17 protein-coding genes are annotated in these 21794 nt (G+C 66.6%); 5 read left to right on the top strand and 12 right to left on the bottom strand.

Annotated features, from left to right (window positions below):
• Window positions 1–335 precede the first annotated feature (335 nt).
• The 3 genes from ACH82I_RS17405 to ACH82I_RS17395 are packed head-to-tail and all read right to left on the bottom strand — an operon-like array spanning window position 336 to window position 2393.
• A complete protein-coding gene (locus ACH82I_RS17405; protein WP_413334421.1) occupies window positions 336–1133 on the bottom strand; it encodes a class I SAM-dependent methyltransferase in 798 nt (265 codons plus the stop codon).
• Window positions 1075–1710, bottom strand: a complete 636-nt coding sequence (locus ACH82I_RS17400) for a hypothetical protein (RefSeq protein WP_413334419.1) — start codon at window positions 1708–1710, stop codon at window positions 1075–1077. The genes ACH82I_RS17405 and ACH82I_RS17400 overlap by 59 nt, the downstream gene beginning before the upstream one ends.
• Window positions 1707–2393 carry an ArsR/SmtB family transcription factor gene (locus ACH82I_RS17395; RefSeq protein WP_413334417.1) on the bottom strand — a complete coding sequence of 229 codons (687 nt, stop codon included), beginning with the start codon at window positions 2391–2393 and terminating at the stop codon, window positions 1707–1709. Before ACH82I_RS17395 ends, ACH82I_RS17400 begins: the two co-directional genes overlap by 4 nt.
• Before the next feature lie 165 nt (window positions 2394–2558).
• Between ACH82I_RS17395 and ACH82I_RS17390 the strand changes: the two genes are divergently transcribed.
• Window positions 2559–3902, top strand: coding sequence for an MFS transporter (locus ACH82I_RS17390; RefSeq protein WP_413334415.1), 1344 nt, complete (start codon window positions 2559–2561; stop codon window positions 3900–3902).
• A gap of 11 nt (window positions 3903–3913) precedes the next feature.
• On the opposite strand, the gene ACH82I_RS17385 is transcribed toward ACH82I_RS17390, so the two are convergent.
• Window positions 3914–4576, bottom strand: coding sequence for a response regulator (locus ACH82I_RS17385; protein WP_413334414.1), 663 nt, complete (start codon window positions 4574–4576; stop codon window positions 3914–3916).
• Window positions 4573–6426: an ATP-binding protein gene (locus tag ACH82I_RS17380; protein WP_413334412.1), complete on the bottom strand. Its 1854-nt coding sequence runs from the start codon at window positions 6424–6426 to the stop codon at window positions 4573–4575. The genes ACH82I_RS17385 and ACH82I_RS17380 overlap by 4 nt, the downstream gene beginning before the upstream one ends.
• A gap of 152 nt (window positions 6427–6578) precedes the next feature.
• On the opposite strand from ACH82I_RS17380, the gene ACH82I_RS17375 reads away from it, so the two are divergent.
• The gene (locus tag ACH82I_RS17375; protein WP_413334410.1) at window positions 6579–8081 is read left to right on the top strand and encodes a CitMHS family transporter; all 1503 of its coding nucleotides are present in this window, start codon (window positions 6579–6581) and stop codon (window positions 8079–8081) included.
• A 49-nt stretch (window positions 8082–8130) separates the two neighbouring features.
• Entirely contained in the window at window positions 8131–8592 is a 462-nt protein-coding gene (locus tag ACH82I_RS17370) for a universal stress protein (protein WP_413334408.1), read from the top strand.
• Between the two features lie 103 nt (window positions 8593–8695).
• Here the strand turns inward: ACH82I_RS17370 and ACH82I_RS17365 are convergent, their stop codons facing one another.
• The gene (locus ACH82I_RS17365; protein ID WP_413334406.1) at window positions 8696–9856 is read right to left on the bottom strand and encodes an FAD-binding oxidoreductase; all 1161 of its coding nucleotides are present in this window, start codon (window positions 9854–9856) and stop codon (window positions 8696–8698) included.
• Window positions 9857–10049: 193 nt separating this feature from the next.
• On the bottom strand, window positions 10050–11654 hold the full coding sequence (gene aceB, locus ACH82I_RS17360) for a malate synthase A (RefSeq protein WP_413334404.1): 1605 nt from the start codon (window positions 11652–11654) through the stop codon (window positions 10050–10052).
• A 347-nt stretch (window positions 11655–12001) separates the two neighbouring features.
• On the opposite strand from aceB, the gene ACH82I_RS17355 reads away from it, so the two are divergent.
• Window positions 12002–13825: an L-lactate permease gene (locus ACH82I_RS17355; RefSeq protein ID WP_413334403.1), complete on the top strand. Its 1824-nt coding sequence runs from the start codon at window positions 12002–12004 to the stop codon at window positions 13823–13825.
• A 286-nt stretch (window positions 13826–14111) separates the two neighbouring features.
• Here the strand turns inward: ACH82I_RS17355 and ACH82I_RS17350 are convergent, their stop codons facing one another.
• Together ACH82I_RS17350 and dapA are read right to left on the bottom strand one after the other, a co-directional pair.
• Complete coding sequence (locus ACH82I_RS17350) at window positions 14112–15758, bottom strand: ribonuclease J (protein WP_230745195.1); 1647 nt, start codon at window positions 15756–15758, stop codon at window positions 14112–14114.
• 34 nt (window positions 15759–15792) lie between these two features.
• Window positions 15793–16716 carry a 4-hydroxy-tetrahydrodipicolinate synthase gene (gene dapA / locus ACH82I_RS17345; protein WP_413334401.1) on the bottom strand — a complete coding sequence of 308 codons (924 nt, stop codon included), beginning with the start codon at window positions 16714–16716 and terminating at the stop codon, window positions 15793–15795.
• 178 nt (window positions 16717–16894) lie between these two features.
• On the opposite strand from dapA, the gene ACH82I_RS17340 reads away from it, so the two are divergent.
• A complete protein-coding gene (locus ACH82I_RS17340; protein ID WP_413334399.1) occupies window positions 16895–18214 on the top strand; it encodes an ATP-binding protein in 1320 nt (439 codons plus the stop codon).
• 139 nt (window positions 18215–18353) lie between these two features.
• Here the strand turns inward: ACH82I_RS17340 and ACH82I_RS17335 are convergent, their stop codons facing one another.
• From ACH82I_RS17335 to ACH82I_RS17325, 3 genes are read right to left on the bottom strand one after another with little or no spacing between them, the layout of a single operon-like run.
• Window positions 18354–19034, bottom strand: a complete 681-nt coding sequence (locus tag ACH82I_RS17335; protein ID WP_413334397.1) for a VOC family protein — start codon at window positions 19032–19034, stop codon at window positions 18354–18356.
• A complete protein-coding gene (locus ACH82I_RS17330) occupies window positions 19031–19672 on the bottom strand; it encodes a TetR/AcrR family transcriptional regulator (RefSeq protein ID WP_413334395.1) in 642 nt (213 codons plus the stop codon). Before ACH82I_RS17330 ends, ACH82I_RS17335 begins: the two co-directional genes overlap by 4 nt.
• Window positions 19669–21669 (bottom strand): FAD-dependent oxidoreductase, encoded by a 2001-nt coding sequence (locus tag ACH82I_RS17325; protein WP_413334393.1) that lies wholly within the window; start codon window positions 21667–21669, stop codon window positions 19669–19671. Before ACH82I_RS17325 ends, ACH82I_RS17330 begins: the two co-directional genes overlap by 4 nt.
• Between the last annotated feature and the right edge of the window lie 125 nt (window positions 21670–21794).

The following is a 21794-nucleotide window of genomic DNA, read 5'->3' as shown; positions in this document are numbered from 1 at the left end:
GCTTGACCGGACCGACCAGCGTTTTTGGGTGCTGTGCGTCTCCCGGAACCAGAAGCGGGGGAAGTCGTTCTGGTCGCCATGTCTCTTATCTTAGGGTGATTCTGCGCTCCTGCCCAGTAAATCCGCAGGCTTCGGCGTGGCATATCCCGCCCTGCGGCTCCGAAAAACGGGTCAAGCGTCAAAGCACGCATGTGCCCTGACGATTTTCGACACGCAACCCGGTTTTAGACGGCCGGCCGCTCCCCCAAGCGCTGGTTTAGACCCTCATGTCGGTTGGGTGTCCTCCGGCGGCAGGTCCTCGCGGGTGGCCGGTCAATCCGTGCGGGCCACAAAGACTAGCTCGCGGCCGGGCCGGTCCGGTCCGGTGCATCGCGAACCTCGTCGACAGTGAAGCCTGCTTCCTCCAGCGAGCGGGTCAGAGCCTCACGGCTGCGGAAGCGCAGCGTCGAGGTCTCGTCGACTCGCTCACCGTCACGGCCGAAGATCGTGACGCCGACGAAGCTGACAAACTCGCCGTCGACGGAGGTCAGCTGCACCCAGGATTCGACCTGCCCCTCACCGTCGACCTCAACGGTCTGATGTGTCCGTTCCTTTGTCCACCCTTCCCACGCTCGACGCTGAGGGTTCCGCGATTCGAAGACCAGCCGCCCGCCTGGCCGAAGGACTCTACGTATTGCGTCGAGGGTCTCAGCCCATTGTTCATCAGTGAGAAACTCCTGCGCGACGTTCGCCGTCATAAATGCCAGCTCAGCCTCTGCCCGGGGAAGGTCCGGAGCGGTACCGAGGATCCAATGCACCGCCCCGGCAAACGGTTTTACTCGGGCAACGCCCAAAGCCGCCGACGATGGGTCGACCGCGACAACATCGATGCCCGTGCCGACGAGCATCGTGGCGAGTGTTCCGGTTCCGCAGCCCACGTCTACGAGCTTGCTTGAAACTCTTCGAGCATCGCCGCATACACATCGAGGTCGTTTCGCTCGGTGCCTTCGAACACATCGGCTACAGCCGCGCAGCGGGGGTCCGAGTAGGCGTCGACTGTCTTCCCCGCTTTGTCGCGTGGTTCGGGCATAGTGCTCATTCTTCGATTTCGCTTCGCCCTTCCTCAACGGGACAGTGCAACGTACTGGCTTCATAGCGAGCGGTGATACCGGGGACATCGTTCGTCTTCAAGTATCGATCTACTGATTTTGCAAGGCTGTAGAGAGTACTGGGTGGAAGGTATGCGGAAACACCCGAATCGATGAGTCGACTGACTGGACCCGAATAGCTGACTCCGCTCTCCTCGTCGTTGATCTCGGTGACGACTGTCCGCGCCAAGGGAAAACGCGCTCGAAGCTGAGCGAGCAGCGTGAGGCTGATCGGGTGAGTAAGGAGCACATCGGCGTCCTCTGGAGCATCGTTGAGGTCTAGAACGAGATAGTCCGTTCCAAAGGTCGCTGCCAGCTTGGCCCTCGCAGATTTCGACAGAGCCATTGCCGTGGCGACAACGGTGACGCCATCGGGCACGTCTACCTTGGGTTGTCCCAGTCGAGACTTCGGAATCACTTCGCCCTCGAGAACCGTCGCCCGAAATGACAACAGCCCTAATTCTTCCCCCTCCTGGCGCACTACCACTTCTCCCCCGTTGATCGCGGACTCGATGGCGGTTCGTGCTTCCTCCGGAAGCTGATCGAGGTGGATTTCGGTGCGCTTGCCGCTCCATAAACTCATGATGACGGAGTGTCCTCTCCTGATTCGTCCTCGCGGGTGGGGCTCTGGCTGGGGTGCATGGCGATGAAGAGGCCCCACTGCCGGGCGTTCGGCTTCGTGCGGCGGGACCGGAACTCATCGAAGAGTTCGTCGATGCGGGTGCGGAACTCCTCCACCTCGTCCTCGGTGAGCATGGCGGCCATCCGGCCCATCGTCCGCTGCTCGTAGGGGGCGACGGTGAACTCGGCGACGAAGGCCTCGATCATCGGGTTCGTCATGTCCCCGGCATTGAGATACCAGCTCTTACCCGTCGCCAAATAGGGAATCTCACGCGCCCCGCGCCTCCCCCGCCGGGCCTCCTGCGCCTCGAGGAAGCCGGTGTCGGCGAGCATCCGCACATGATGAAGGGCGGTCGCAGGATTGAGACCGGTCGCCGCGGCGATCTCGCGATTGCTCAGGGCCTCGTCGAGGCAGAGCCGCAGGATGCGGACACGGATACTCGAAGCCAGAGCCTTCGCCTCGGCGTCGGTGGCGTCGCGGCGCTCGACTGCCCTGGCCACGGCACCTGCCCTCACCGCCGCGAAATCACCCGCCTCCGCAGTCGCTCCGGAGGCGGCGGCCCGGATCAGCCCGCGCGCAGCCCCGGAATCATCAGAATCCGGACCGCTCACGGGGTCGCCCGCCCCGGCGTTCTCTTCATTCATGTGTTCAACGCTAACCTCCGATTGGGAGAAGTCAATCATTCGACCGCAAGTGATTGACTTCTGTCAATCAGTGGTGCAAGACTTCCGATTGAAAGATCCCAATCACTGGACCCGGCGCGGCACCGTCGCCGCCACCACCGCCCCAGCCGACTCGAGGACGAGCATATGGCGCGAACCCATCCCACATCGCCGAGACGATCACCCCTGTGGCGCCACCACAACTTCATGCAGCTGTGGATGGGCGACACCGTCTCAGTGTTCGGTGCAGAACTCGTGCTCTTCGCACTCCCCCTCATCGCCGTCCAGGTCCTCCACGCCGGTGCCTTCGAAATGGGAGTGCTCGGCGCACTCGAGAACGCCGCTTTCCTCCTCATCAGCCTCCCGGCTGGGGCATGGGTCGACCGGATGCGGAAGAAGACCGTCATCGTCGCCGGAGACATCATTCGCGCAATCGTACTGCTGTCGATTCCGATCGCCTGGGCTCTCGACTTGCTCACGATGGTCCAGCTCTTCGTCGTCGCGGCGAGCGTCGGCGTCGTCACCGTCTTCTTCGACATCGCCAACCAGTCCTATCTGCCCGAACTCGTCGAACCCGACTCAATCGGCGACGGCAACGGCAAGCTGCAGGCGAGCCAACAGACGGCGAGAGTCGCCGGCCCGACACTGGCTTCCGGTCTTGTCAGCCTCGTCGGAGCTCCCCTGACCGTGGGACTCACCAGCATCTGCATGGGACTCTCGAGCATCTTCGTCGGCCGGATCGGCCACCGCGAGGAGCCACATCCTGCGGAGAGACGCCGCGGCATGCTCGCCGAAATCCGTGAAGGACTCCGCTTCGTCCTCGGCCATCGGCTTCTCCGCCGCATCACCGCCTGCACCGGACTAACGAACTTCGCCTCGTCGGCGATCTTCGCGCTCTTCACCCTCTACGCCCTGCGCATCCTCGAAATCTCCCAAGTCCAGCTCGGCGTGATCATGTCCGTCGGCGCCGCCGGCGGGATCCTCGGTGCGCTGAGCGCAGCATGGGTGCAGCGAGTCATCGGCGAAGGTACGAGCATCGCTGCATCCGCGATCGCCGGCGGGGCGAGCTTCTTCGCAGTCCCGCTGGCCCACCTTCTGCCGACGATGCCCACTCTCATCATCGGCTGGCTCCTCGTCACCTGGTCCGTCGTCGTCTACAACATCGCCCAGGTCAGCTTCCGGCAGCGCCTGTGCCCCAAACCGCTGCTCGGTCGGATGAATGCCTCGATCCGATTCCTCGTCTGGGGACCGATGCCGATCGGCGCCCTGGCCGGAGGGATCCTCGGCGATCAGTTCGGAGTGGCGGCGACGATGTGGATCTCCGCCGCGTGGGCGACCCTGGCCTCTCTGCCCGTGGTGATCTCACCGCTGCTGAGGATGCGCACGCTCCCGCGCGAGCTCGACCTGCTCAGCGGGAATGGTCCGGCAGAGAGCGCCGGCGACAAGCCGCACGACGGAACCACCCCGCCGGTCACGGACCCTCGCACCTGAACAGCCCACACTCACTTCGTGGCGTAGAGATGCTCCGGCCGACCCGTGCTCCCATACTGCAGCGACACCGTGATCGTCCGCGCCTCGGCGAGCTTCGCCAGATGCCGCTGCGCGGTCGCCCGTGACGCCCCGACCGCCTCGGCGACCTCGAGCGCCGTCATCGGCCCACCCGCAGACTCGAGCGCATCGAGGATCCGCGCCGTCGTCGACGAACCCGCCGTGCTCGCCGCTCCCGATCCGCCCACCGCCGAGGCATCGTGGAGGCTGCGCAGCTGCCGGGCGAGGTCGCTGTGACCGACCTTCTCCCGATCCCAATAACGCAGCAGACGCGCATACCGGCGAAGGAAACCCTGCAGCACCTCGGCGGCGAAGGGTTTGACGATGTAGGTCATGGCCCCGGCACGCAGCGCGGACCGCACCACCTGCGGGTCGGTCACCGCGGAGAGGACAATGGCATCGACCTCGGTCTCGCGGATGAGATCGACCCCGTTGCCCTCCGGCAGGACATAGTCGGCCAGGAGCAGGTCGACGTCCTGCTCGGCGATGACCTTCCGCGCGGTCGCGAGATCCCGGATGGGCTCAAGGGCGTGGAAGCCGGGGACTTCGTCGACGTACTTGCAGTGGATCTGGCCGACGAAGAAGTCATCGTCGAGCACGAGAACATTGATCATCATGACTCCTCGTCAGTGCTGTCGGTGTGATTCGTGCCGGTGTCCGTGGCGCCGGTACTCGTGGGACCGGCCTCGGTAACGGCGGTGTCCGCGGGGCCGGTCTCGCCGGGGTCGTCCTGGTCAAGTGCCTCGGGCAGGAGCATTCCGAAGCTCGCACCCCCGAGCTCGGGATCGTGGCCGTCGATGAGCCACACCCGGCCGCCGTGTCGGTGCGCGACGCGACGGGAGAGCGCGAGACCGATCCCGTGGCCGTGCTCGGCGCCGGCTTCGTGGTCGAACTCGCCCGGACGCACGTGCTCCGGGTCCGATCCCCTCCCCGAGGCGGTGCTGAAGCCCTCGTCGAAGATCCGCTCCTCGTCGTCTGCGTCGACGCCGCTGCCGGTGTCGGTGACCACGGCGTGCAGCTCCGGCCCGGAGCTCAGCAGCTCGACAGTGACTCTCCCTTCGTCCGGCGCCGCCGCGCGCACGGCCGCACGCACAGCGTTGTCGATGAGGTTGCCGAGGATGAGCGTCACCGCTTCGGGGTCTCTGACCTGGCCCAGCGCGAGGGAATCGGGGGTGACGAGCAGGGCCACACCCACCTCGGCGGCGGTGGTGGCTTTGGCCTCGATGAGGGCACGCAGATACGGATCGGAGACGAGATCGATGTCTTCGACCGGGGTCGTGATCGGTCCGGCGCCGAGGATCTTCGAGAGATAGCTGCGGGCCTCGTCGGTCGCGCCGGTGTCGACGAGTCCGAGCACGGTGTGGAGGCTGTTGGCGAACTCGTGGCGCTGGGTGCGCAGGGCCTGGGCCATCGCGGTCACGGATTCGAGCTGCCGCGCCATGGTGAGCATCTGCGTCTCATCGCGCAGGGTCACGACCCCGCCGACGGCGACCCCGCCGCGCTGGACCCGCACGGCGGTGGCGAGGAGGATCCGATCACCGAGGGTGATGCGTCGGCGCAGCGCGCCCTGTTCGGGGGCCTCGGCCATCATCGTCTCGATCTCAGCGGGCACGGCCACCGACGACGTCGCCTCGGCGGTCACGGCCGGAGTCGCCTCGGCGGACGGTGTCGCCTCGGCGGACGGGACTGCGCCGGCCAGCAGCTCATCGGCCATCGCATTGCTCAGGGTCAGCTCGCCGGTGGAGCTGAACGCGAGGATCCCGTCGTCGAGTCCGCGCAGCACGGCACCCTGGTCACGGGCCATCTCCGCGAGCTCCTCGGGTCCGATTCCCAGGGTCTCCCGGCGCAGCCGACGCCCGAGCATGAGCGAGGCGACGACGCCGATCGCCAGAGCCAGCACCGCGACGGAGCCGAGGATGAGCAGCTCCCGGCGCAGGTCGGCGTCGAGGACCGAGGCGTAGATGCCCACGGAGACCTGACCGACGACGGTCTTCTCGTCCTCGCTCGAATAGATCGGGACCTTCGCGCGCACCGTCTCGCCCAGGGTCCCGCGTTCGTGGCTGATGTTCTCCCGGCCGGCCAGAGCCTCATCCGGTGAGGTCGAGACGTGCTTGCCGATGTTCGACCGGTCCGGGTGGGTCAGGCGGATCCCGCGATCGTCGGTGATCACGACGAAGTCGATGCCGGACCGGTCCCGGAGGTCATCGGTGATGGAGACCATCGCGGCGACGACCTCGGGATCGAGCGGATCCTCGTGCGTGGCCGAGACCTCGGTGGCCGCGGCCCGCACATCCGGGTCGATCGCGAGCGTCCGCGCGGTCGCCAGCGCCTTCGTCTCGGTCACCTCGGTGACGGTCTGCGCCCCCACCCAGGAGAACGCCGCGGTCACCAGCGCCAAGGTGATGATGATGACCGCGAGCTGGCTGAGCAGCACACGGCGGGAGAACGGACGGCGGGGACGGGTCACGCGCACACCCTATCCGCGAATGAGCGCAATGCACAAAAGGTGGTCAACGATCAGAACGTCATCAGTGCACACAAACGCGCGGCCGAGGTGATGGGGACCCTAGGGTGTTTCGAGCATCACACTCGACAACCTCGCCTTCGAAGGAGAAGTTCGTGCTCGTCATTCTCGGCTTCGCCATGATCATCGTCTTCATGACTCTGATCATGACCAAGCGTCTCTCGCCCATCCTGGCGCTCATCATCGTCCCCACCATCTTCGGCCTCTTCACCGGTGCCGGTCTGGGGATCGGCGAGATGGTCATGGACTCAATCGCCTCGATGTCCTCGACGGCGGCGCTGCTACTCTTCGCCATCATCTACTTCGGGATCATGATCGACGTCGGGCTCTTCGACAAGCTCGTCGAGTTCATCCTCAAGGTCGCCGGCCACGACCCGGTCAAGGTCGTCATGGGCACGGCCCTGCTCACCGGCGCCGTCTCCCTCGACGGTGACGGTTCGACGACGTTCATCGTCGTCACCGCGGCCATGCTACCGATCTACCAGCGCCTGGAGATGTCGCCGGTGGTGCTCACCTGCGTGGCCGGTCTCATCAACGGCACGCTCAACATCGTCCCCTGGGGCGGACCCACGGCGCGGGCCTCCTCGGCCCTGCAGATCGATGCCAACGAGATCTTCGCGCCGATGGTCCCGGCCCTGGCCGCCGGTCTGGTGCTGTGCTTCGTCTTCGCCTACTTCCTCGGCATCTCCGAACGCCGCCGCCTGGCGAAGAACGGTGTGACCTGGATCGATGACAAGGGCGTCAACCGCCGCACCGAGCTCGTCGGTGCCGTCGCCGGTGCCCGTTCAGCGGGTCACGGATCGTCGCACGGTCCGGCCGGTCACGGTTCGACTCACGGTGACGCGGACGGATCCGCCGGCAACGGCGGCGGAACGGGAACGCTCGATTCCGATGGCTCGGAAGCGGCCGCCTCGGCGACGGACTCGGGCCAGGGCTCAGCCCTGACCGACACCGCACTCGACCCCAACCGGAAGACCCTGCGGCCGAAGCTGTTCTGGTTCAACCTCGCCCTGACCGTGGCCGTTATGGTCATGCTCGTCATCGACATCCTGCCGCTGCCCTACCTGTTCATGATCGCCATGGTCATCGCACTCATGGTCAACTTCCCCAAGATCAAGGATCAGCAGGAGGAGCTGGCCTCGCACGCCTCGGCGATCATCTCCGTCGTCGCCATGGTCATGGCCGCCGGTGTGCTCACCGGCATCATGTCCGGCACCGGCATGGTCGATGCGATGGCCGCGTGGCTCGTCGACGTCATCCCGGACTCGATGGGACCGTTCATGGCCGTGATCACCGGTCTGCTCTCGATCCCGATGACCTTCTTCATGAGCAACGACGCCTTCTACTTCGGCATCCTGCCCGTGCTCACCGAGACCGCCGCGCACTTCGGGATCTCGCCTGCCGACATGGCTCGCGCCTCGATCACCGGCCAGCCCGTGCACATGCAGTCACCACTGGTGCCGGCGATCCTGCTGCTCGTCTCCCTCTCGGGCGTCGAACTCGGCGATCACCACAAGAAGGTGCTGTGGCGGGCCCTGTGTGTCTCCCTCGTGATGCTCACGGTCGGCGTCCTCGTCGGCGTCATCGCCATCGGTTGACGAGCCCGGAAGTCCCCCTGACCCGCACAAGAACAGGAGAAATGCAGCTATGACCGATTTCTACTCGACCCCGCGCAAGCGGTTCCCGGTTCCGAGCCTGCGGGTCAGCGCTTCGGAGGGGATAGACGATGCCGCACGCACCGTCGTCCTCGCCTACCGTGAGGACTCCTCCCCTGCCGTGCTCGAGCAGGCCGTGGCCGCCGCCCGCCGTGAGAATGCCGGGCTGCGCGCCATCGTCTTCGGCACCGACACGACCACGGGCCCGGTGACCAGCGCGGCCTCGGCGTGCACCCGCCTGGCCGAGGAGCTCGCCGAGACGGGCCTCGACTACGAGGTGCAGCGGGCCGGCGATGACCTCGCCGACCAGATCATCGACCTCGCCGAGGATCATTCCGCCGAACTCATCGTCATGGCCACCCGCCGCCGCTCCCCCGTGGTCAAACTGCTCGTGGGCTCGACGGCTCAGCGGGTCCTCCTCGAGGCCGAGTGCCCCGTGCTCATCGTGAAATAGGATTCCACCCGCCGAGGTGGGGGTGTCCGGGCCTGCTGGCCCGGCGCTCCCGCCGCTTGCGTTTCAGTTCCCGGCGCCTGGTTTCAAGTCCCGGCGCTTGGTTTCAGATCCCGCCGAGGCCGCGGCCGGGGGCGAGCAGATGCTTCGTGTCTAGCCGGTCCTTGATGGACGCTCGCAGCGAGATTCCCGGCAGCGGTCCCCAGGCGTCGACCTCGTCCCAAACCGAGGCGGGGGCACACAGCAGCCGAGCGCCGAGGTTGTGCAGCCCCCAGGTTCGCAGGTGCTCAAGCACCACCCGGGTGGCGATCGCCGACTCTGTGTCGGGTGCACCCACACCGAGGTCGACGACGCCGGCGGCACTCCCCCGCAGCTGCAGCGGATAGCCGATCGTGTCCTCGAGTCGGGCGAGCAGTCGGATGAGGGTGGGAACGAAATCCGGTGAGGCCGAGACCCGCACGATCACCGGCACCTGCGCGCGGCGTGCCCACCAGGCAGGACGGGCGCACACCGTTGCACCTGCATAGTGTTCGGTGATCCAGTTCAGCCCGTCCTCGACATGCGCCTCCTCGCCTTCGATGAGTGCGACGGTGGCCGCGAGCGAACCCGGCGGACGTTCGAGTTCGATCGCGGCTGGGGCGAGCCGGGACACGCGGAGTTCGGCGGCCGCCTCGGCGCCGGGTATCCACACATAACCGGACGCCTCGGGGCGTGGCGAGAGGCGGATCTCGGCCGCGGCGATGATGCCCAGCGTCCCCCACGACCCGATCAGCAGGGAGCTGAGATCCCAGCCGGACAGGCTTTCGTCGAGGGCGTGGGTCGACCGGGTGGTGGTCCCGTCGGCGAGCACCGCCCGGATACCGAGAACCGCATCGCGCAGACCCGCCCGTCCACCGCTGCGCGGGCCCCTGGCGGCGGTGGCGATGGCCCCGCCGAGGCTGGATCCGGCTTCGGTCCGATCCGCGGGAAGGTCGGGGGTGAGTTCCTGGCCGGCCTGCGCGACGAGCGCGTCGAGATCGGCGATCTTCGCTCCGGCCCCGGCGATGAGGGTTCCGCCCTCCGGGTCGTGTTCGACCACCTCGGCGAGGCCGGACAGGTCGATGAGCAGACCGGGAGTCGCAGCGGGTCGGTGATCGTCGAAGGCGGTGCCGGTACCGAACACGGCGACGGTGCGGTTCTGGGAGTGAGCGCGGGCCATGAGTTCGGAGAGTTCGGCGATGCTGCCGGGACTGGCGAGCCTGGGCAGGGGTGCCTCGGTCCGACTCATCCTCGCCTCCTCCTGCGCCGACGGCTCACCGCTGAGTGCCCGTTGCGCGATCACCTGTGTCCTGACGAGCTTAACGAAGAACGCCCCCGAAATTTGTGCTGGTCGGCACAAATTTCGGAGGCGTTCGGTGAGGTCAGACCCCGCGCTCTTGGCTCAGGCGCGGCAGCTCTCACTCAAGTACAGCACCCTTCTCTCAGGGCATGCGCGCGTAGGCGGGCAGGGTGAGGAAGTCGACGTAGTCGGGAGCCACGGCGACCGAGACGAACGTGTCGGTGGCGTCCTTCCAGTCGGCGGGCTCACCGGGAAGCTTGGCGACCTCCTCGGCGACGATCTTCTCCACAAGGTCCTTCGTCACCGTCTCACCGGTGTCGAGTTCGACTCCGGCGTCGAGCCACTGCCAGACCTGGGAGCGGGAGATCTCAGCGGTCGCGGCGTCCTCCATGAGGCCGTGGATGGCCACGGCGCCGTTGCCCTCGAGCCAGGCGCGCAGGTACTGGATGCCGACGTTGACGTTGGTCCGCAGACCCTTCTCCGTGATCGCTCCGGGGGTGGAGCGGACGTCGAGGAGTTCGGCGGCGGTGACGTTGACGTCTTCACGCTTGTTCTCGATCTGGTTCGGCTTGTCGCCGAGGGTCTCGGTGAAGACCTCCTTGCACAGGGCGACCATGCCGGGGTGGGCGACCCAGGAGCCGTCGAAGCCCTTGGAGGCCTCACGGGACTTGTCCTCACGGACCTTGTCGAAGGCGGCCTCGTTCTCGGCCGGATCCTTCGAGGGTACGAATGCGGACATGCCGCCGATGGCGTGGGCGCCGCGCTTGTGGCAGGTGCGCACGAGCAGCTCGGTGTAGGCGCGCATGAACGGCACGGTCATGGTGACGTCCTGGCGGTCGGGCAGCAGGTAGTCCGAGCCGCGGGACCGGAAGTTCTTGATCACGGAGAAGATGTAGTCCCAGCGACCGGCGTTGAGGCCCGAGGAGTGCTCGCGCAGTTCGTAGAGGATCTCCTCCATCTCGAACGCGGCCGGGTAGGTCTCGATGAGCACTGTGGCGCGTATGGTGCCGCGGGACAGGTCGAAGGCGTCCTCGGCGTGCTCGAAGACCTGGTTCCACAGTCGTGCCTCGAGGTGCGATTCCATCTTCGGCAGGTAGAAGTAGGGGCCTTTGCCCTTCTCGATCTGGATCTGCCCGGCGGTGGCGAAGTAGAGGGCGAAGTCCACGAGCGAACCGGAGGTCTCCTCACCGTCGACGAGGATGTGCTTCTCCGGCATGTGCCAGCCGCGGGGACGCACGACGATCGTCGGGAGCTCCTCATCGGGGGCGAGCTTGTATTCCTTGCCCTCGGGCGAGGTGAAGTCGATCTCGCGGGTCAGGGAGTCGAGCAGGTTGATCTGGCCGCCGATGACGGAATCCCACTGCGGGGTGTTCGCGTCCTCCTGGTCGGCCAGCCACACCTTCGCACCCGAGTTGAGCGCGTTGATCGTCATCTTCTTGTACGTCGGGCCGGTGACCTCGACGCGACGGTCTTCGAGACCGGGTGCCGGGGGCGCGACCTGCCAGGTCGGATCGTTGCGGATCTCCGCGGTCTCGGGGAGGAAGTCGAGGTCGGTGCCGGCGGCGATCTCCGCCTGGCGGACCTTGCGCGCTTCGAGACGCTCGAGGCGATCTCCGTTGAACTTCCGGTTGAGCTCGACGATGAGTTCGAGGGCCTTCGGGGTGAGCACCTTCTCTGCACCGTCCGGCAGCTCGCCGGTGATCTCCATGCCTGCCGGGATGTCCAGATTCTCAATATGAGCAGTCATCGGTGGTTCTCCTTAGTCAGCACCGTAGCGGTGCGTCTGTCGGCACCGGGGTGGTGCCTCGCGTTCGCTGGGCAACGGGGTTTGGCCTGCGAACTTTCACATCGTGAAAATTAATGTTCACACACCGAAAGAATAAGAGGTGATGCACATCTCGTCAAACCCTATCCTCCCACTGAGATCAGCGACACCGACGGGGGTGGGCATTGACTCGAACAGCACCCCCGGCGAGGATGTTGGAAGGAACCTCTCTCGCCGAATCCGACCTGGAGGCCGTGGCCTCCGCCGACGAAGATGCGCACCGAGGCTCAACGACCACGCGGCAAGGAAGCCGCAGATCGGATACGACGATGGACAACCTCGCCGTCGCGGCACTGCTCGCACTCTCACCCATTCTGCTGGCCGGAATCCTCCTCATCGGATTCCGCTGGCCCGCCAAATACGCCATGCCCATCGGACTCGTCGCCGCCGCGCTCGTCGCGAACTTCGCCTGGCAGATCGAGTGGGTGACGATCGGTGCCTCCGTCGTCCAGGGTCTGCTCGTGGCCATCGGCCTGCTCTGGATCGTCTTCGGCGCACTTCTGCTGCTCGCCACGATCACCCGCTCGGGTGCGATCGAGACGATCCGTGCGGGTTTCGTCTCGATCTCCCCCGACCGGCGGGTCCAGGTCATCATCGTCGCCTGGCTCTTCGGCTCCTTCATCGAGGGTGCCGCCGGGTTCGGCACGCCCGCCGCCGTGGTCGCCCCGCTCATGCTCGCGCTTGGCTTTCCTGCGATCGCCGCGGTGCTTGCCGGGCTGATCATCCAGTCGACGCCGGTGAGCTTCGGTGCGGTCGGCACGCCGATGGTCGTCGGCATCGGGACCGGCCTGGCCCAGGAAGACGGCAGCATGTCCGCCGATGTCGCCGCTCGGGCCGGACAGCTCGGACTCGGGCAGTCTGAATTCATCGCCCACACGGCCACACAGGTCGCGCTCATCCACGCGATCTGCGGCATTCTCATCCCGCTCCTGCTCTCGTGCATGATGACCGGCTTCTTCGGTGCCAACCGCCGCTTCGCCGACGGGCTCGCGGTGGCGCCCTTCGCGATCTATTCGGCGCTGGCCATGATCGTGCCCTACCTCCTCGTCGCGAACCTGCTCGGCCCAGAATTCCCCTCGCTGCTCGGCGGGCTCATCGGCTTGGCCATCGTGGTGACGACGAGCAAGTTCGGCTTCCTCATGCCGAAGAAGACTTGGGACTTCGCCCCGCGGGAGAACTGGCCGAGCTTCTGGATGGGCACCGTCGACCCGAACCAGGAGAAGGCTCAGCTGACGAGGAAGATGTCGCTCGTCCGCGCATGGTCTCCCTACCTCATCGTCGTCGCGCTGCTGCTGATCACCCGCAACGTGCCGCCGATCAAGGAGTTCCTCAACGGACCGGCGGTGATCAAGATCGAGGGCATCTTCGGCACCCCGATCAACCAGAACATGGATCTGCTGTGGTCGCCCGGAGCGATCTTCGTCCTCGCCTGCGGAATCACCTACCTCATCCACCGGATGACGAGGGAGCAGATCGGAGGGTCCTGGAAGATCGCGGGCTCGCAGATCGCCGGGGCCGCCGTCGCCCTCCTCTGCTCGCTCCCCTTGGTCCGCGTGTTCATCAACTCGGGCGCGGACTACAACAGCGCGGGCCTCGATTCGATGCCCGTCACCCTCGCCGAGGCGGCAGCGAGCACCGTGGGCGACGCCTGGCCGCTCCTCGCCCCGTTCGTCGGCGCCCTCGGCGCGTTCATCGCAGGATCGAACACCGTGTCGAACACGATGTTCTCCCAATTCCAGTTCTCCACCGGCACCGCGATCGGAGCCGCCAGCCCGGAGACCGTTGTCGCGGCGCAAGCCGTCGGCGGCGCGGCAGGCAATATGGTCGCCGTGCACAATGTCGTCGCAGCCTCAGCGACGGTCGGACTCGTCGGCCGGGAGGGCGAGCTGATCCGCCGCACCTCGATCCCGATGCTCGTGTATTCGCTGGCTGCGGGAGCCCTCGCGTTCGTCGGACTCAACGGCCTGGGCTTCAACGCCGGGACCATCATCCTCACGGCCATCATCGTCGGTCTCGCCGTGGGCGTGATTCTCATTCGGAGGTCTCCGGGCAAACCACTCATGGCCGAGCCGGAGCGCACCGCGACCGCCTGAGCCACACCTCAATGCACCGACAGCGAAGGGCCCGCCGAACGCATGAATCCACGCGTAGCGCGGGAACTCTGCGGAGCACGGGACCCTCCGGGTGGCGGGGACGGAGTCTCCACCCCTCAAACGCGCATTGCTCGGCCACTTCCGAGCAGAATCGGGTCTGATTCTGCTCGGAAGTGGCCGAGCAATGGCGGTACTGGGTGCCGACGCGCGATCCCCAGGCACTTTCGGGTGCCGGCGCGCGACACTCCGGCGCGCAGCACCCGAGGCGCGCGGCACCCAACGAACCTCAGACGATGACGACCATGGGGACGATCATCGGCTTGCGGCGCAGCTTCGAGGACACCCAGCGGCCGACGGTGCGGCGGACGACCTGCTGCAGCTGGTACTGATCGGTGTTGCCGTCCTTGAGGGCATCCTCGACGGCCTTCGTCACCTTCGGCACGATGGAGTCGAAGACGTCGTCGGACTCGGCCACACCGCGGGCGTGGATCTCGGGCCCGGCGATGAGCTGCTTCGACTGCGAGTTCACGGCCATGAAGATCGTCACGAAGCCTTCGCCGGAGAGCACGAGGCGGTCCTTGAGGTCGGCCTCGGTGATCTCGCCGACCGAGGAGCCGTCGACGAAGACGTAGTTGCAGTCCACGGCCCCGACCACCTCGGCGCGGCCGTCCTTGAGGTCGACGACCCAGCCGTCGTCGGCCAGCACGATGTTGTCGGGGTCGACTCCGGTCGCCTCGGCGTGCCGGGCATTGGCGAGCATGTGGCGCCATTCGCCGTGCACGGGGAGGACACCGCGGGGCTTGACGATGTTGTAGCAGTAGAGCAGCTCGCCGCCGGAGGCGTGGCCGGACACGTGGATCTTGGCATCGGCCTTCGAGATCACGCGGGCGCCGAGCTTCATCAGGCCGTTGATGACCTTGAACACGGAGTTCTCGTTGCCCGGGATGAGCGAGGAGGCGAGGATGACGGTGTCCCCGTCGCCGACCTCGACGCGGTGGGACCGATTGGCCATGCGGGACAGGGCCGCCATCGGCTCGCCCTGCGAACCGGTGCACATGAGCACGACCTGGTCGTCGGGCAGCTTCTCGACTTCCTTGATGTCGATGAGCGCACCCTTGGGAACCTCGAGGTAGCCGAGATCGGCGGCGATCTTCATGTTGCGCACCATCGACCGGCCGACCAGGGCGACCTTGCGGCCGTGCGCGTCGGCGGCATTGAGCACCTGCTGGACGCGGTGGATGTGCGAGGAGAAGGAGGCGACGATGATCCGACGCTCGGCGGAACCGAAGAGGTTCTCGAGCACCGGCCCGATGTCCTTCTCCAGGGCGGTGAACCCGGGGACTTCGGCGTTCGTCGAGTCCGTCATGAACAGGTCGACACCTTCCTCGCCGAGGCGGGCGAAGGCGCGCAGGTCCGTGATCCGGCCGTCGAGCGGCAGCTGGTCCATCTTGAAGTCACCGGTGTGGAGGATGTTTCCGGCACCGGTGCGGATGAAGACGGCCAGAGCGTCGGGGATCGAGTGGTTAACGGCGACGAACTCGAGGTCGAAGGGACCGAGCTGGTCGAGGTCGTCTTCCTTGACCACGCGGGTGATCGGCTTGATCCGGTGTTCCTTGAGCTTGGCCTCGATGAGCGCGATCGTCAGCTTCGAGCCGAGGATCGGGATGTCGCCCTTGCGGCGCAGCAGGTAGGGAACGGCGCCGATGTGGTCCTCGTGGCCGTGGGTGAGCACAAGGCCGACGATGTCGTCGAGGCGATCGTCGAGGTAGGAGAAGTCGGGGAGGATGAGGTCGACGCCGGGCTGGTCCTCTTCGGGGAAGAGTACGCCGCAGTCGACGATGAGGAGCTTGCCGTGGTATTCGAACACGGTCATGTTGCGTCCGACTTCGCCGAGGCCGCCGAGGGCGACGATGCGGACGGCCTCCGGATCCATCTTCGGGGGAAGCTTGAGCTCTTGAGTCAATGCATTATTCACTGAGGTAACCACTCCTGGTCAATTGGGCGGTGACGAGTGCCATCTGCTCATCATCTGCTGGGAGCAGCGGCATTCGCACATCGCGGTTGTCGAGTATTCCTTGGGCCTGCAATGCGGCCTTGGCCGAGAGCACTCCCGGCATGTGGTTCATGAGCGCGTCGACCATGTCGTTCGTGGCGAAGCTGATCGCGCGGGCGGTTCTCAGGTCATCGGCGGCTGCGGCGGCGACCATCTTCGCGAAGTCGGCGGAGCAGACGTGTCCGGCTACGGAGACGACGCCGAGTGCCCCGACGGCCAGCAGCGGCAGGTTGAGCGCATCCTCACCCGAGTAGTAGACGAGGGAGGACTGCCTGATCACCTGGGAGGTGGCGAAGAGGTCGCCCTTGGCGTCCTTGACGGCGAGGATGTTCGGGTGTCCGGCCAGGGACAGCAGGGTCTCCGTGCTGATCGGCACTCCGGCGCGGCCGGGAATGTCGTAGAGCATCACCGGCAGGTCGGTGGAGTCGGCGGCGGCGCGCATGTGCGCGGCGATCGCCGGCTGGGTCGGCTTCGAGTAATAGGGGGTGACGACGAGGATGCCGTCGGCCCCGGCCGCCGCCGAACGCTGCGACAGCTCGATGGTGTGGGCGGTGACGTTGTTGCCGGTGCCGGCGATGATCTTCGCCCGGTCGCCGATGACGCCGCGCACGACGTGGAGGAGTTCGATCTTCTCGTCGTCGGTCGTCGTCGGTGATTCTCCGGTGGTCCCGGAGACGACGAGCATGTTGTTTCCGATGTCGACGAGGTGGTTCGCCACCTTCTCGACGGCCGCATAGTCGATGCTGCCATCGCCCTTGAACGGGGTCACCATTGCGGTGCCGACGGTACCGAACGCCTCAATCGCAGCCGTTGCTGCACTGTCACCGAGAATCGCCATGGTTCAAGGATAGCGCCCACACCCCACGACGAAGGCAGTGGGCCGGGGCGCGCCCCGGGGCATTGTCCGTTCATCCCCCGCCGAGGCGGTCGCGGCGTCTCGCAGTTGAGAGACAGATCACAGACGGCCGGGGTGATCGCATAGTCTTGAATCCTGCCCGCCACCGAAGGAGCTTTCGATGTCTCGCACCCGTATCCGTGATTTCCACGACGACGACCTCGACGGGATCATCCGTCTCTGGGAGTCCACCATGATCGATCCCGCCGAGGCGGACGCCGTCCCCCTGTATCCCCTCCCCGAGGTCGTCGCCGCCTGCCAGCGCAACCAGGCGGTCGTCGCGGTCCGTGATGAGGAGATCGTCGGTGCCGCCGTCGGTCGCGCCGCGCACGGTCAGGGGTGGATCGTCTTCTTCCATGTCCTCGAATCGGTCCGCGAGGAGGCCGATCGCCGGTCCCCCATCGAGGCGAGTCTGCTCGACGCCCTCGAACGTCGTCTCATGCCTTTGGAGTTGGGGACGCTGTCGATGCTCGTCCCCGAGGTCTCGCCGACCTTCGCGGGTCTGTTGGAGAACGGCTTCGAGGCGAAGCCGCATCTGCGCTATCTGGAGCGGCAGATGCCCGTGCGCCGGCGTGAGCTCGACCGTCTCAAGACAGTGGGCGGGCGGGTTCTGCCGCGTCATCTGTGGGATGCCGTCAGCGGGATGCAGCAGGAGAAGGACATGCTCGAGGACCGCCTCGTCGTGCCTTTGGCCGAACCGGATCTCGCCGATCATTTCGGGGTCGTACCGCCCCGCGCAGTGATGCTCTTCGGTCCCCCGGGGACGGGGAAGACGACGTTTGCGAAGGCCGTGGCCTCGCGCCTCGACTGGCCCTTCGTCGAGGTGTTTCCCTCCCGGCTCTCGAGTGAGCCCGGCGGGGTGGCTGCCGGGCTGCGTGCGACCTTCGAGCAGATCGGCGAACTCGAACATGCCGTCGTCTTCATCGACGAGGTCGAGGAGATCGCCTCGAAGCGCGGCGGTGAACCGCCCTCACCGACCCAGGGAGTGACGAATGAGCTGCTCAAACAGGTGGCCGAGTTCCGGGATCGGGACGGTCGGCTGCTCATCTGCGCCACGAACTTCGTCCGCGCTCTCGATGCGGCCTTCCTCCGGCATGGTCGCTTCGACTATGTCATTCCCATCGGCCTGCCCGATGCCACCGCCCGGGAGGCCATCTGGGCCCGCTACATTCCCGAGCACACGATCGGCGGGGTCGACCTCGCGGTCCTCGTCGATGCCAGTGCCGGCCTGACCCCGGCCGATATCGAATACGCGGCCAGGCGGGCCTCCCAGGAAGCTCTGGCCTCGGCCCTGCGCAAACAGCAGGTCGACATCGCTTCCCGGACCGATGTGCTCACCACCGAGGACTATTTGGAGGCGCTGCGGGCGACCCGCGCCACGGTCTCGGAAGAGACGGCCCGCGAGTTCGGTGAGGACGTGGAGTCGATCGCCCGGCTGTGAGCCTTCGCCTCGGCGCCCTCTCACAGGCGAGCGGGCGCCGGTGAGCGGTCGCGGTGAGCGGTCGCGGTGAGCGGTCGCGGTGAGCGGTCGCGGTGAGCGGTCGCGGTGAGCGGTCGCGGTGAGCGGTCGCGGTGAGGCATCACTCGACCACTGGGGCGCAGATGCAGGCCCGATTGCCCTCCGCATCCTCAAGTACCCAATAGGAGGGTGCTGCGGCATCACTGACCAGACGACCCCCGGCAGCCAGAGCATCCGCGATCCGCTTATCAACCTCGTCATGAGCGACCCAGATGTCGAGGTGCCAGCTCTGCTCGACGGAGGTCTCCGGGAGCGGAAACCGACTGTCGTTGCGGGGTTCCTGCCACCACAGGAGAGTGTTGAACTGGCCGGTGGGATCAACGAGATCGCCCTTCGTGTGGACTCCGGCAGGTTCTCCGCCGAGGAGTGCCGCATAGAAGGGTGCGATCTGCTCTCCCGACAACGTATCCAGAGCAAGTTCCGCCTGAATGAGACCCGAGGTGTCTGCCGCGAGTCCCTTCTCTGCGGCGATGCCGCTGATGGTGTGAGCCAGAGCGATGGCACGATCGCTCACGCGACCTCGACGACCGCCGAGTGTGATGATCACGTCTGTGGCCGTCAACGTGACTTCGGGCTCGACCCCCGATTCCGCGAAGGCCGATCCGACGTCGCTGACGAAGGCCGTTGACTGGGCGAAATCGGAGGTGAGGAAGCGTGCCCTGATCGGTCCCGCAAGCTGCCGCCAATCGTCGAGTCCGGCCTCGGCGATCTGAGCACTGGTGAGCACTTCGTGGTGATTCATACTGCGACCAATCTGTCGGCGGTATCGGTGAGGATTCGGGTCATCGTCTCCGGGCTCGGTGCGTGACCGGCCACGGCGGCGAGGTCGAAGCCGTCGATGATGGCGATGATCGTGTCGACGACCTCTCGGGCACTGAGTCCGGCGAGTTCGAATTCGCCCCGTTCCACGCCTTCGTCGATGATCGTTCTGAAGTGTCGTCGCCAACCGGCGAAGACCGCATCGACGCAGCTCCGCAGACCCTCGTCGTTCCGGGCGGCGGTGACGAGTTCGACCCAGATCCGTGACCTCTGGTCGTGGCTGCCGACTCCCGGCACCGCGGCGAAGCTCTCGTGCAGACGGTGCCGGGCCGAGGAGCTGTGCCGGGTCGTGGAACCGTGGGCCCCGTCGCGCGCCTGCGACATCTCCTCGATGCCCGTGAGCACCGTCGCGGTGTGGACGGATAGCGCCTGGGTGAGCAGGCCCTCCCGGGACCCGAAGTAGTACTGCACGGTCCCGACGGACATGCCCACCGCGGTGGCGACATCACTGAGCCGGACCGCCTCGGGGCCGCGGGCGACGATCGCGTCGAGGGTTCCTCGGATGATCGCGTGCCTCTTCGCCTCGGTCTGCTCGGGCGACTGCGCCGGCCGCGGGCTCATCCGGTGACCTCCAGCTCCGCAACCGCCAGCTCGCTCGCCGCGGTCAGTCCCTCGTAGACGGCCTCCTCCACGGTCCGGGGCGCCAGAGCATCCCCGATCACCCGCACCGAGGCGGCTCGTAAGTCGAGATCGGGCACGACCGACCGTGGTGCTGCGGACACGATGGTGGCGGCCACCTCGTCGACCTCGTGGACGATTTCGCACAGCGTCGACTGCAGGTAGCCGGTGTCGGCATCGACGCCGACGAGTCGAGCGTCGCTCAGAAAGCTGATTCGTCCGGTCCGCAGCGCCTGGGAGACGAGCAGGGTGCGCGTGTACTGCTGGATCGCGGCCCCGGCGAAGTTCGCGGCCGTCGCCAGCGTCACCGGTGTGCCCGCCTCGGCCAAGCGGAGGGCGATCCCGAGGCCGATCCAGTCGCCCTTCCAATCGGTGACGAGGACCCGGCCAGCGGGCAGCTGCGGGTTCTGCTCGAGGTAGTCGCGGGCCCCGATGACAAAGGCGTCGTCGGCGATCTCGAGGTCCGGCATCCGCTGCCGGGCGCCGGTGGCGATGATGACGTGGTCGGGGTCGAGTTCGTCGACGATCTGCTGGGTCACCGGCGTCGAGGTGCGGATGTCGACGCCCGCCCGGACCGCCTCGGCGGACAGGTTCGTCGCCGCTCCCCCGAATTCGGCCCGGTAGGGCAGCTCCTGGGCCAGCAGCACCGCCCCGCCGAGGTGGGGCCCGGCTTCGCAGAGGATGACCTCGTCGCCCTGCTCCGCACTCACCGCGGCAGCCTTGAGTCCGGCCGGTCCCCCGCCGACGACGAGGATCCGGCGGCGGATGCGGACCTGTGGACGGGGCAGGAACGTCAGCTCGCGGCCGGATTCGGGGTATTGGATGCACGAGATCGGGACGCCGAGTTGGAAATGGCCGATGCAGGCCTGGTTGCAGCCGATGCAGGCGCGGATCTCCTCGACGGCGTCGCGGCGCGCCTTGCCGGCCATGGCCGGGTCGCAGATCATCGCGCGGGTCATGATCGCCATGTCCGTCCGCCCTTCAGCGATGGCGGCTTCCGCCTCGTGGGGTTGGTTGATGCGGCCGGCGACCATAACGGGCTTGTCGGTGATCTTCTTGACCTGCTCGGACAGGTTCGCCGCATAGGCGGGGTCGACCTGCATCGACGGCACGATGTGCACGGCTCCCTGCAGGGTCGAGGAGTCCCCGGCGGTGATCGAGAAGTAGTCGAGGCAGTCGGTGCCCTCATGCTCCAGCTCGTCGAGGTGGCCGATGAGTTCGAGGATCTCGGCGGCGACGAGTCCCTCTTCGGTCTTCTCCTCCCCGGAGATCCGCAGGCCCACCACGACGTCCGGGCCGACGGCCGCACGGACGGCGGCGACCACCTCGGCGAGGAATCTGCGGCGGTTGGCCGGCGTCCCTCCGTACTCGTCGGTGCGGGTGTTGATGCGGGGGTTGAAGAACTGGATGGGCAGGTAGCCGTGGCTGGCGACGATCTCGACGCCGTCGATGCCGGAGCTCGCGATGCGCTTCGCGGCACTCGCATAGCCGGCGACGATGTCTTTGACCGCGGCGGTGCTCAGCGCTTCGGGAACGACCTTGAACCGTTCCTGGGGTGCGTCGCTGGGAGCCACGGCCCTCGGTGCCATGCCGCGCTGTCCGTCCATGACCTCGCGGCCGGGGTGGAAGAGCTGGGCGATGATCGTCGCCCCGTGACGGTGGACCGCCTCGGCGACGGCTCGGTAGCCGGGCACCGAGGAGTCGTCGGTGGCCATGAGGACGTGGTTCGTGTAGCGCGCGGTCTCGTGGACGCCGGAGACCTGGAGGACGATGAGTCCGGCGCCGCCAGCCGCACGGGCCTCGTGGTAAGCGACGAGGTCCTCACCGATCTGCCCGTGGTCGTCGAGGACAGTGTCATGTCCGGAGGAGACGATGCGATTGCGGATCGTGTGGGAGCCCAGCGTGATGGGTTCGAAGAGATGCGGGAACAGCTGCGACATGATCGTCCTTGATGCATGCTGGCGGGTGGCTGACCCTATTATTCATATCACCGTATGGATAACCGGAGCAAGGGTTCGGGTCGCGGAGTCGGCGGGTGACGACGGCCGATGGCCGGGGCTGTGCG

This window comes from Brevibacterium sp. GP-SGM9 (genome assembly GCF_047300845.1).
Lineage (GTDB): Bacteria > Actinomycetota > Actinomycetes > Actinomycetales > Brevibacteriaceae > Brevibacterium.
Note: the sequence above shows the minus strand (reverse complement) of the source record. Positions and strands in the feature narration are given on the sequence as shown.